Annotated in this window: 12 protein-coding genes; 5 read left to right on the top strand and 7 right to left on the bottom strand. The window is 71.8% G+C overall.

Going from position 1 to position 10842, the window contains the following annotated elements; translation table 11 throughout:
- Nucleotides 1-145 precede the first annotated feature (145 nt).
- Complete coding sequence (locus ACFVFQ_RS14435) at nucleotides 146-2686, bottom strand: ATP-binding protein (RefSeq protein WP_383414365.1); 2541 nt, start codon at nucleotides 2684-2686, stop codon at nucleotides 146-148.
- 213 nt (nucleotides 2687-2899) lie between these two features.
- Nucleotides 2900-3310 carry a hypothetical protein gene (locus ACFVFQ_RS14430; protein WP_383414363.1) on the bottom strand — a complete coding sequence of 137 codons (411 nt, stop codon included), beginning with the start codon at nucleotides 3308-3310 and terminating at the stop codon, nucleotides 2900-2902.
- Nucleotides 3311-3444: 134 nt separating this feature from the next.
- Between ACFVFQ_RS14430 and ACFVFQ_RS14425 the strand changes: the two genes are divergently transcribed.
- Entirely contained in the window at nucleotides 3445-3966 is a 522-nt protein-coding gene (locus ACFVFQ_RS14425; protein WP_383414358.1) for a MarR family winged helix-turn-helix transcriptional regulator, read from the top strand.
- A gap of 92 nt (nucleotides 3967-4058) precedes the next feature.
- Here ACFVFQ_RS14425 and ACFVFQ_RS14420 read toward each other — a convergent pair whose 3' ends face one another.
- The gene (locus ACFVFQ_RS14420) at nucleotides 4059-4502 is read right to left on the bottom strand and encodes a MarR family winged helix-turn-helix transcriptional regulator (protein ID WP_383414355.1); all 444 of its coding nucleotides are present in this window, start codon (nucleotides 4500-4502) and stop codon (nucleotides 4059-4061) included.
- Nucleotides 4503-4647: 145 nt separating this feature from the next.
- On the opposite strand from ACFVFQ_RS14420, the gene eno reads away from it, so the two are divergent.
- Nucleotides 4648-5955 carry a phosphopyruvate hydratase gene (eno, locus tag ACFVFQ_RS14415; protein ID WP_383414351.1) on the top strand — a complete coding sequence of 436 codons (1308 nt, stop codon included), beginning with the start codon at nucleotides 4648-4650 and terminating at the stop codon, nucleotides 5953-5955.
- A 64-nt stretch (nucleotides 5956-6019) separates the two neighbouring features.
- Here eno and ACFVFQ_RS14410 read toward each other — a convergent pair whose 3' ends face one another.
- Nucleotides 6020-6868, bottom strand: a complete 849-nt coding sequence (locus ACFVFQ_RS14410; RefSeq protein WP_383414348.1) for a LysR family transcriptional regulator — start codon at nucleotides 6866-6868, stop codon at nucleotides 6020-6022.
- Between the two features lie 106 nt (nucleotides 6869-6974).
- Between ACFVFQ_RS14410 and ACFVFQ_RS14405 the strand changes: the two genes are divergently transcribed.
- Both ACFVFQ_RS14405 and ACFVFQ_RS14400 read left to right on the top strand, forming a co-directional pair.
- Nucleotides 6975-7700: an SDR family oxidoreductase gene (locus ACFVFQ_RS14405; RefSeq protein WP_383414345.1), complete on the top strand. Its 726-nt coding sequence runs from the start codon at nucleotides 6975-6977 to the stop codon at nucleotides 7698-7700.
- 130 nt (nucleotides 7701-7830) lie between these two features.
- Nucleotides 7831-8016, top strand: coding sequence for a hypothetical protein (locus tag ACFVFQ_RS14400; RefSeq protein WP_383414342.1), 186 nt, complete (start codon nucleotides 7831-7833; stop codon nucleotides 8014-8016).
- Nucleotides 8017-8191: 175 nt separating this feature from the next.
- On the opposite strand, the gene ACFVFQ_RS14395 is transcribed toward ACFVFQ_RS14400, so the two are convergent.
- Together ACFVFQ_RS14395 and ACFVFQ_RS14390 are read right to left on the bottom strand one after the other, a co-directional pair.
- Complete coding sequence (locus tag ACFVFQ_RS14395; protein ID WP_383414339.1) at nucleotides 8192-8446, bottom strand: hypothetical protein; 255 nt, start codon at nucleotides 8444-8446, stop codon at nucleotides 8192-8194.
- An 11-nt stretch (nucleotides 8447-8457) separates the two neighbouring features.
- Nucleotides 8458-9243, bottom strand: coding sequence for a COG4280 domain-containing protein (locus tag ACFVFQ_RS14390; RefSeq protein WP_383414337.1), 786 nt, complete (start codon nucleotides 9241-9243; stop codon nucleotides 8458-8460).
- A gap of 208 nt (nucleotides 9244-9451) precedes the next feature.
- Here ACFVFQ_RS14390 and ACFVFQ_RS14385 point away from each other — a divergent pair, with 208 nt between their 5' ends.
- The gene (locus ACFVFQ_RS14385; protein WP_383414409.1) at nucleotides 9452-10201 is read left to right on the top strand and encodes a DUF4118 domain-containing protein; all 750 of its coding nucleotides are present in this window, start codon (nucleotides 9452-9454) and stop codon (nucleotides 10199-10201) included.
- Here ACFVFQ_RS14385 and kdpC read toward each other — a convergent pair.
- Nucleotides 10182-10841 (bottom strand): potassium-transporting ATPase subunit KdpC, encoded by a 660-nt coding sequence (gene kdpC, locus ACFVFQ_RS14380; RefSeq protein WP_383414334.1) that lies wholly within the window; start codon nucleotides 10839-10841, stop codon nucleotides 10182-10184. The two genes, ACFVFQ_RS14385 and kdpC, sit on opposite strands and share 20 nt — an antisense overlap.
- Nucleotide 10842: the final 1 nt, after the last annotated feature.

Genomic DNA, 10842 nt, shown 5'->3' with positions numbered 1-10842 from the left:
GTCAGCGGGGCATTACGGTGGGACATGAGGGCCTCCTGCGGTCGGTGGTAGATGTCGCAATCCACACCGAACCCGGAAGGCCCTCACCCGTTCAAGCACCCCGACGGTGCATGTCACCTGTCACCAACGTGCCGGGACAGCACACCTAGGCCCCCTCCGGCGCCCGCTCCTTCGCCTCCTCGACGGCCGCGGCCCGCAGCGAGAGGACCATGGTGAGCCCGCCGCCGGGAGTGTCCTCGGGATCGAGCGTGCCCCCCATCGCCTCGGCCAGACCGCGGGAGAGCGCCAACCCCAGCCCCAGGCCACTGGTGTTGTCGCGATCGCCCAGCCGCTGGAACGGCACGAAGATCCGGTCCCGGTCCTCCGGGCGCAGCCCAGGACCCTGGTCGATGACCCGCAACTCGACCCGCGGACCCAACGCACTGGCGGTGATCAACACCCGCTCCGCCGAGCCGGAGTGCCGCACCGCGTTGGTGACGAGGTTGGCCAGGACCCGCTCCAACAGCGGCGGGTCGGCCAGCACATCGCGGACCTCGTCCAACCCCCGGGACTCGACCCGCACCGGCGCCGCGGCCAGCGTCGACAGCGCCAGCGGCAACACATCGGCGAACGCGGTCGGTTGCAGATGCAGCGTCAGCGCGCCGGCCCGGAGCCGGCTCATGTCCAGGAGGTTGTCGACCAGGCGGTTGAGCTCGATGAGCGACTCCTCGGCGGTGGCCAGCAGTTCGTTCCGCTCCGCATCGGAGAAGTCCACGTCCGCGCTGCGCAACGAGCTGATCGCGGCCCGCCCACTGGCCAGCGGGGTCCGCAGGTCGTGACTGACCGCGGCCAGCAGCGCGGTGCGCAACCGGTCGGCCGCCTTGACCGGTTCGACCTCGGCGGCGGCCTCCATCAGACGGGCGTGGTCGAGCGCGGCCGCGAGATGGGCGGCGAAGGCGGTCAACACCCGGTGCTCGGAGGCCGGCAGCCGGCGACCGCGGAGGATCAGGGACCGGTCCGGCCCGGCCGGCACCTTCACCAGGTCGGCGTCCTCCGCGTCCACCTCGGCCTCCGGATCGGTACGCGGCACGAGCTCGGCCGACTCCATCCCGAACGCCTCCCGGGTGCGGTCCAGCAGCACCGACACCCCCTGGTCGCCGCGCAGGATGTTGCCGGCCATCGAGGAGAGGGTCTCCGCCTCCGCGGTGGCACTGGCGGCGCGCCGCGACAGCCGCAACGAACGGTCCACCAGCGCCGCCACCGTGACGGCGACCAGCGCGAACACCACCAGTGCCAGCGCGTTGTTGGGCTCGGTGATGGTGAACTCGTCCGTCGGCGGGATGAAGTAGTAGTTCAGCAGCAGGGAGGCGGTCAGCGAGGCCAACAGCGCGGAGACCACCCCGCCGAGACAGGCCACGCCGACGACGGTGATCTGGAAGAGCAGCGCCTCGCTGGTGAGGTTGAGGGAGCCGCGGATGTGGGTGAGCACGACGGTCAGCAGCATGGGGAGGACCAGGCCGGCGACCGGCCCGGCGATCCGGCGGACGGGCGGAATCTGCCGGCCGGGGATCTTCAACCAGCGGCCGCGGCCGGCCCGTTCGTGGGTGACCATGTGGACGTCGATGTCGCCGGAGAGCTCGACGGTGGCCTCACCGATGCCGCGCGGCGCCACCAGACGTGAGAACCAACTGCGGCGACTGGTGCCCAACACGAGCTGGGTGGCGTTCTCCGCGCGCGCGAAGTCCAGCAGTGCGGTGGGGACATGGTCACCGACCACCGAGTGGTAGCTGCCGCCCAGCTTCTCGACCAGCGCCCGCTGCTTGGCGAGCGCCGCGGGGGAGGCATAGGCCAGCCCGTCGCTGCGGGCGACATGGACGGCCAACAGGTCACCGCCGGACGAGCGGTCCGCGATCCGCTCCGCGCGACGGATCAGCGTCTCGCCCTCCGGACCGCCGGTGAGCGCCACCACCACCCGCTCCCGGGTCTCCCAGACCGTGCCGATGCCGTGCTCGGAGCGGTACTTCTGCAACGTCTCGTCCACCCGCCCCGCGACCCACAGCAGCGCCAACTCCCGTAGGGCCGTCAGGTTTCCGATGCGGAAGTAGTGGGCGAGCGCGGCATCGACCTTCTCCGGCTGGTAGACGTTGCCGTGCGCCATGCGCCTCCGCAGCGCCTCCGCCGGCATGTCCACCAGCTCGATCTGATCGGCGCGGCGCACCACCTCGTCGGGCACGGTCTCCCGCTGCGGCACCCCGGTGATCTTCTCGACCACGTCGTTCAACGACTCCAGATGCTGGACGTTGACGGTGGTCACCACGTCGATCCCGGCGGCCAACAGCTCGTCGATGTCCTGCCAGCGCTTGGCGTTCCGACCGCCGGGCACATTGGTGTGCGGCAACTCGTCGACCAGCGCGACCGCCGGCCGCCGCGCCAGCACGGCATCGAGGTCCAACTCGCTGAAGGTCGAACCGCGGTAGGTGCGCTGTAGCCGCGGCACCAACTCCAGCCCGTGCAGCATCTCCTCGGTGTGCCGCCGGCCGTGGCACTCGGCGTAGGCCACCACCACATCGGTGCCGCGCCGTAGGCGGCGGCGCCCCTCGTCCAACATCCGGTACGTCTTGCCGACCCCCGGCGCGGCACCGAGGAAGACCTTCAGCTTCCCCGGCCGCTCGCCCGGCACCTCGGCCGCGTCCACTCTCGGCGCCACCGAACGTCCCTCCCTCGCCATTCCTGCACGGCCCCACGACGCCTGGTTCGGCGAGGGGACCTCGGGCGGCCGAGCGGACATGGGTTGTCTGTCATCGTCACACCGGGCCGGCCGAAACACGGTGAAACGGCGCGATGTTGACGTTTTCCTGATCCGGCTCCTGAGCAGCGGCGGCCCGGTGGGCCCGGGCCGCCATGGCTCACGGCTGGGCGCTCATCGGTTCCCCGCCTTCGGGCGCAGGAGCGCCACACCCACGCCGAGTCCCGTGGTGGAGGCGAGGTGGATCAGCAACGCCTTGCGGTTGGGGGCCCACACGCCCGTGGTCGGCCCACCGGACCACAGCGCGGCGCCGATCCCGGCAGCCGAGGCGGCCATGCCCCGCCACACGGCACGGCTCCTGTTCTGACCGGCCAGGGCGCCCATCACCAGCACGCCCATCGAACCTGTGCAGATCAACACCTCACGCGCCATGTGGTATTGGACGTGCCCCTCTCCGTGGCGCGCTTCCGGGGCACGGTACGTCTCATCGGTGATGTGGGTGGCCGTCTGCCACACCGAGGGCACCAGGGCGGCGACCCCCGCCAGCGTGACCGCGGTCCCGACCTTCTGCCGTAACGAACTCATCAGCTTTCTGACCCTTCCTGGATACGAGCTCCTGGAACCGGATGCGAGCTCCTAGGTTACGAGAACGTTCATATAATGACCCTTGTTCCATCGCAACGGGTACGGGATATCGGCCACGGATCGGGAGAGGGAAGATGCGGCAGACGCCACACACGGACTATGTCGACGGCATGGTGGAGGTTCTCGCCGACACCTTCGAGCCCGACCTGTTGGAGGCCAAGGCGCTCGCCTACCGGCTACGGCGGATCAGCCACTGGCTGGAGACCGAGATAAAGCGCGAACTCGCCCCGCACGACATCGAGTTGTGGGAGCTGGAACTGCTGGCCTGTCTGAGTCGCGCCCCACACTGGCGGCTCACCGCCGGCGAACTGGCCCGCCAGATGCAGCTCACCTCCGGCGCCGTCAGCAACCGGGTGCGCAGGCTGGAGGCGAAGGGATGGGTGGTGCGCGACTTCGCCGCCCACGACCGGCGCTCGGTGACCGTCACCCTGACCGAGGAGGGGCGCGGCCGAGCCGCGCGCGTCTTCGCCACCAAGACCGGGACCGAACTACGGATGCTCTCCGCGCTTCCCCCCGACCGTCGACGCCGGGTCAACGCCGACCTGCGCACGGTGCTGGCGGAGTTGGAGGCGGGGGAAGCGGGGGAGGCGGGCTGACGCGGTACGCAACGGCCCAACGGGTGGTTGCTGCCCGGTTCGGCGCGTGCGGCTAAGGCTTCCCCGTCGCCGCCCCGGTCGCCCGGTTGCGCTCACGAGTGCTCGTACCGGCCCTGGCGTGCGGCCAGGCGTTCCATCAGGGCCGCGCTGTGCGCGAGCATCTCCCGCTCGTCGTCCGTGAGTTCGGCCTCGATGGCCAGTGCCAGCCATCCGGCCCGGCGGCCGCGCTCCGCTTCCAGCGCGGCCCGGCCGGCGTCCGACAGCTCGACCAGGGACTTGCGGCCGTCGGTGGGGTGGGCCCTGCGGGTGACCAGGCCCTGTTCGAGGAGGAGGCCGACCGCGCGGGCCATCGACTGCGGGCGCACGCGCTGATCGGTCGCGAGGTCGCTGGTGGTCATGGCGCCGTCGCGGTCCAGAACGCCGAGCACGGCGACCTGTCCGTGCGGGATCCGGTCCTCGCGCTTCACGCGACGGGTGAGCTTGCCCATGGCGATACGCAGTTCGGCGGCGACGGTGGCGGATTCCGGGGTGGGCATAGGGCACTTTAACCCGCAAACGCCGTTGTGTAGCAGAACTGAACAGCAGAACTGAACAGCAATGCTGTACAGTTTCGTCGCGTCGGGCCGAGCGCCAGCGTCGTCGCAGCCGGGGCCCGGCAGGCGACAACGGGAAGGAACTCCCATGCCCGCACGCACAGTTGAGCCGACCACCGTCCGCAGCGTCACCGCCCGCGCCGTCCTCGACAGCCGCGGCAACCCCACCGTCGAGGTCGACGTCGTCCTCGCCGACGGATCCCTGGGCCGCGCCGCCGTCCCCTCCGGCGCCTCCACCGGCGCCCGGGAAGCAGTGGAGTTGCGCGACGGCGACCCCCAGCGTTGGCACGGCAAGGGCGTCGACCGGGCCGTGGCCCACGTGAAGGGCGAGATCGCCGATGCCGTCACCGGGCGCGACGCGGACGACCAGGCCGGCCTCGACACCGTGCTCATCGCGCTCGACGGCACGCCCACCAAGGCCCGGCTCGGCGCCAACGCCCTGCTCGGGGTCTCCCTCGCCACCGCGAAAGCCGCCGCCGTCTCGCACCGGCAGCCGCTGTACCGCTACCTCGGCGGCGCCGACGCCCGCGTGCTTCCGGTGCCGATGATGAACATCGTCAACGGCGGCGCCCACGCCGACAATCCGCTGGACTTCCAGGAGTTCATGATCGCGCCGGTGGGCGCGGGTTCCTTCGCGGAGGCCGTCCGGATGGGCTCCGAGGTCTTCCACACGCTCCGCCGCGACCTGCTGGCCGCCGGCCACTCCACGGGCGTCGGCGACGAGGGCGGCTTCGCGCCCGCACTGCGAACGGCCGAGGAGGCACTCGACTTCGTCACGGCCGCGATCGAGCGCGCCGGGTACCGGCCCGGCCGGGACATCGGCCTCGTCATGGACCCGGCGTCGTCGGAGTTCTACCGGGGCGGCGTGTACGCGTACGCGGGGGAGGGCGTCCGGCGCACGTCCGCCGAACAGGTCGACTACCTCGCCAAGTTGATCGACGGGTACCCGATCGTCTCGGTGGAGGATCCGATGGCCGAGGACGACCTTGACGGGTGGCGCGAGCTGACGGCGCGGGTCGGGGACAGGTGCCAACTCACCGGGGACGACGTGTTCTGCACCAACGAGGCACTGGTACGGGAGGGCATTCGCACGGGGGTGGGGAACGCGGTCCTGGTCAAGGTCAACCAGATCGGCACGCTGACCGAGGCGCTCGGAACGGTGGGCGCCGCGCGGCGGGCCGGATGGGCGGCGGTCATCTCGCACCGTTCCGGCGAGACGGAGGACACCACCATCGCGGACCTGGCTGTCGCCACCGGGTGCGGCCAGATCAAGACCGGGTCCCTGTCCCGCTCGGACCGCACCGCCAAGTACAACCAACTCATCCGAATTGAGGAGGAGTTGGGGGAGTCGGCGGTGTATGGATGCGGCGCGTCGCCCGCCGCGCCTGCCGTGTGAGGCATCGGTCAGCGATCAGCGGCCGGTGACCAGCTGCCGGCGATCAGTGATCAGTGACCACTGATCAGAGTCCCGTCGCGGTCCGGACGAGGGCGGCGACGGCTCGGGAGCGGCTGTGGGGTGGCCAGGCGATGACCGTGGTGACCAGCGGTGCGTCGAGCACCGGCACGGTGGCGTGGTCGTCGCGGAGATGGGCTCGGCAGGACTCCGGCAGGATCGCGCAAGCCCGGCCGAGGGCGATGAGTTGGAGCAGCTGCGTGTGGTCCCGGACCCGCGGGCCGGGGCCGTCCGGGTAGCTGCCGTCGGGGCCGGGCCAGCGCGGCAGGGGGAGGTCCGGCAGCGCGCTGACCTCCGCCAACCGCACGTGAGGCCGGCCGGTGAGCGGGTGTCCGGCAGGCACCACCACGACCTGTCCTTCCGTGATGAGGTCCTCGGTGTCGAGCCCGGCCGTCGAGTCGAACGGCCGGTGTAGCAGCGCCACATCCGCCCGCCCGTCGCGCAACAGCCGTTCCTGCTCGCCGGGTCCGCACAAGAGCACCTCGACGGTGACCGCACCCGGCTCGGCGGCGTGGGCGTCGAGGAGCTTCGCCAGCAGTTCGTTGGAGGCACCGGCCTTCGTGGCGAGGACCAGTGCGGGCTGACCGGTGGCGGCGAGGGCGGCGCGGCGGGTGCGGCGTTCGGCGGCCGCGACCGCATCCAGCGCCGCCCGGCCCTCCCGCAGGAGCACCGACCCGGCGTCGGTGAGGGTCACGCCGCGGCCGGTGCGATCCAACAGCGTCGCCCCGAGGCGCCGTTCGAGCTGGCCGATCGCCCGCGACAGCGGGGGCTGGGCGATCCCCAGCCGCTGCGCGGCCCGTCCGAAGTGCAGTTCCTCGGCGACGGCGACGAAGTACCGAAGCTCCCGGGTCTCCATGCCGTCACCCTACTCAGGCGCCGACCAGGATCGATACCCACGCGGTATCACCGCCTACCCAAACGGTGTTGGAGTGTCTCCGGGGTCCGCGAACAGGATTGCCCGTATGAACGAACAGACGACCGCGCTGGTCACCGGCGCGAACAAGGGCATCGGATTCGAGATCGCGGCCGGCCTTGGCGCCCGCGGCTGGAGCATCGGCGTCGGCGCCCGCGATGACCAGCGTCGCGAGGCGGCCGTGGCGAAGCTGCGCGCGGCCGGTGTCGACGCCTTCGGGGTGCCGCTCGACGTGACCGACGGCGCGAGCGCGGCCGGCGCCGCCCGCCTGATCGAGGAACGCGCCGGACGCCTCGATGTGCTCGTCAACAACGCGGCGATCACGGGAGGCGTACCGCAGCAGCCGACCGTGGTGGACCCCGCGACAGTGCGGGCGGTCGTGGAAACGAACGTCATCGGAGTCATCCGCGTCACCAACGCGATGCTGCCGTTGCTGCGCCGCTCGGCGTCGCCGCGGATCGTGAACGTGTCCAGCGGCGTCGGATCGCTGACCCGCCAGACCACTCCCGGCGCCGAGACGGGCCCCATTGCCGTCGCGTACGCGCCGTCGAAGACGTTCCTCAACGCCGTCACCGTCCAGTACGCCAAGGAACTGCGCGACACGAACATCCTGATCAACGCCGGGTGCCCCGGCTACTGCGCGACCGACCTCAACGGCTTCACCGGCGTCCGCACCCCCGAACAAGGCGCGGCGATCGCAATCCACCTGGCCACCTTGCCCAACGACGGCCCCACCGGCCGGTTCTTCGACGATGACGGGGAAGTGCCTTGGTGACCTGGCCCCGGCCGGTGGGGCCAGCGGCGATGGGCGTTCACGATGCCATCACGGAGCGTGAGGCTTCCGGATGCGGCGGTGACAGCCGGGTGTAAGCCTGGGCTCACCCCCACTCAAGGAGCGAACCCCCATGGGCATGAAGGACGACATGCAGAAGAAGGCCCAGCAGGCCAGGCAGAAGGCCGAGCAGGCCAAGCGGCAGGCCCAACAGCGCGGTCAGCAGACGCAGGACACGATGCGCCAGCAGCAGCAAGAGCGTGAGCAGCAGGGCCGCCAGCAGTCACTGGACGACATCCAGGACGACCTCGGCGATTGACGTCCAGGGCGCCGCAGCGAGAGCCGGCGCTCTCCCGGATGAGCCGTTTGTGCCCATGCCTCCTTCACCGCAGGTGCGATGAAGGAGGCATGGGCTTGTCGGTGTCCTTGGGGGAGCCGGTGCGGGATGGGTCGATGGGTCGCCGGTCTCGTGCCGTAACGATCAGGTCTGGTGGTCAACTTCCTTTGTGGCGAAGCGCGTCGGCCAGGATCACGCCCGCGAAGCCGGCCATCAGCAGCAGGGCCAGGGCCGCGGCCAGCAGCCCGCCGGATGCGGCGCCGGCGAGCAGCGCGGTCAGGCCGAGCAGCAGGACCACCATCACGGTCCCGGCGATCTTCCAGTCGTCGCCGACCAGGAACGCGTACCAGAACCGGGCGAACCCCTTGACGAGGGAGAGGAATCCCTTGAGGGGGGAGAGGGCGACGCGCATGACGGTTCCTCTCAGTCCCGGCCGGTGACGGGCGGACCGGGGCGTGCGGCGAGGGCGGGGGCGACACGGATCAGCAGCCGGCTGACGCCGAACCAGGCCGCGATCAGGACGGGGATCGCCCAGTCGTGGCCCCACCAGGTGAGGCTCTGTCCGTCGGGGGCGAAGACGCCGAGCCCGGCCACCGCCCAGTAGGTGCCGAAGCTGGTCAACAGCAGCCCGACGCCGTACTTGAGGGTGTTCTCCGGCACCCGGGAGAGCGGTCGGTGGGCGACGAAGCCGGCGAGGGCGACGCAGAGCGCGGCGATGACCGCGGTGCCGGCCGCGACCGGCACGTTGTGGGCGCTGGTGCCGAACGTGATCACGATGAAGACGATCTCCACGCCCTCCAGGAAGACGCCCTTGAGGGAGACCGTGAAGCCGAACCAGTCCAGTCCGAGGCGGGTGGTCCGCTCCGCCGCGCGGGCCGCGGAGGTCTGCGTGGCGAAGGCTGCCTCCTCGTCGTGTCGGGCCCGGAGGCCGGCACCGCGGAGCACCGCCTTGCGCAACCACTGGAGCCCGAAGACCAACAGCAGGGTGCCGACGGTCAGTTGGAGCGCCGCCTGAGGCAGCCAGGTGGCCAGCGCGTAGCCGGCCGCGGCGGTGAAGGCCGCGAGCACCACGGCGGCCGCCGCGGCACCGGCCCAGGCGGACCGCCAACCGCGGGTCATCCCCATCGCCATCACGATGGTCAACGCCTCCACCACCTCGACCACCGAGGCCAGGAAGACCGCCGCCACCAGACCGTATGTCGCGCCCATCGAAGGCGCCTCCTCCCACCACAACACCGCACCGCCCGCCCAGAATGCCGGAACACCGGCCCCGCCCGACAGCGGCCCGCCGCACCCCGCGTGGCGAGCCCACCGCCCGTCCCGCCAGCCCCGCGCCCCGTCAAGGCCGCGTCAAAGCCGGACCGCTTCCGGCCCGAACGCGACGGCCTGCGCTACACCGGAGAGGGAGGTGACTTCCATGGTGCGCTATCTCACCCGCGCCCAGACGGCCCTGGCCGCGGCGCTACTGCTCCCGCCGGCAGTCAGCGCGGTACTGCTGCCGTTCCGCGACTGGATGTCCAACACCAACGCGGCCCTGGTACTGGTCGTCGTCGTGGTGGCCGTCGCCGTCCTCGGCCACCGGATCGCCGGTGCGCTGGCGGCGCTCTCGGCCGCGGTGTGGTTCGACTTCTTCCTCACCCGGCCCTACGAGCAGTTCGCCATCACCAAGTCCGCCGACATCGTCACCGCCGCGCTGCTGCTCGCCGTCGGCGTCGCCGTCTCCCAACTCGCCGCCCACACCCGGGAGCTGAAGGTCATCGCCATCACCGACGACGACTACCTGGCGCAGATCCACCACACCGCCCGGCTCGTCGAGACCGCCGCCGGACCGGACATGGTGGTCGACCACGTGCGACGGCAACTGGTGGGGCTACTGGGGCTGAGCGGCTGCCGCTTCGAGTACGGCACGCTCATCGGACACCCGCCGCGGCTGCTGGAGGACGGCTCCATCGCCTGGGGACGCCGCCATTGGGACGCCGACCGGGACGGGCTGCCCGAGGGCGAGCCGGTCGAGCTGCGGGTGAGCCACGGCGGGCACTTCCACGGCCGGTTCATGCTGCAAGGAGCCCCGGGCTCCGCACCGCCGCTCGGCGCCCGGCTGGTCGCGGTGACGCTGGCCGACCAGGTGGGGGCGGCCTTCGAGGCGGTCAGCCCGACCGCCCGTTGAGGTCCGCACCGCCGACGGGCACCGCGGCGGCCAGGTCCCGGTTCAGCTCGACGACATTGACGTAGGGCTGCCCCAGGAAACCCAACGTGCGCCCGTGCAGCCGTCGTTCGACCAGCAGGCGGACCCGGGCGGGGGCGAGCCGGCGGGCCCGGGCGACCCGGCGGACCTGCTGGTAGGCGTATTCCGGGGAGATCGCCGGGTCCAGGCCGGAGCCGCTGCCGGTGACCGCGTCCGCCGGGACCGCGACCGCCGGCACCCCGTCGAAGGCGGCCACCGCGCCGCGGCGGGCCAGGATCAGCGCGGTCAGCTTGGGGTTGGTCGGACCGAGGTTGCCGGCCCCGGAGGCGCCGGGGTCGTAGCCAGCGGCGGAGGGGCGTGGTTGGAACCAGGCGGGATCCGGGCCCGCGGCCCGGCCGGAAGCGCCCGTGGGCAGTGCGAAGCGCTGGCCGATCAGCCGCGAGGCCACCGGCCGGCCGTGCGCGGTGAGCAGCGAGCCGTTGGCCCGGCCGGCGAACGCGACCTGGGCGATGCCGGTGACGAGGAGCGGATAGCCGACGCCGGTCACCACGGTCAGCACGAGCAGCATCCGCAGCGCCGCCAGATGGTGGCGCAGTACGGCGGGAACGGCGGTGCGCGCCAAG

Origin of the sequence: Streptomyces sp. NPDC057743 (genome assembly GCF_042798755.1) — a bacterium.
Lineage (GTDB): Bacteria > Actinomycetota > Actinomycetes > Streptomycetales > Streptomycetaceae > Streptomyces.
This window is presented reverse-complemented; position numbering and strand designations above follow the sequence as displayed.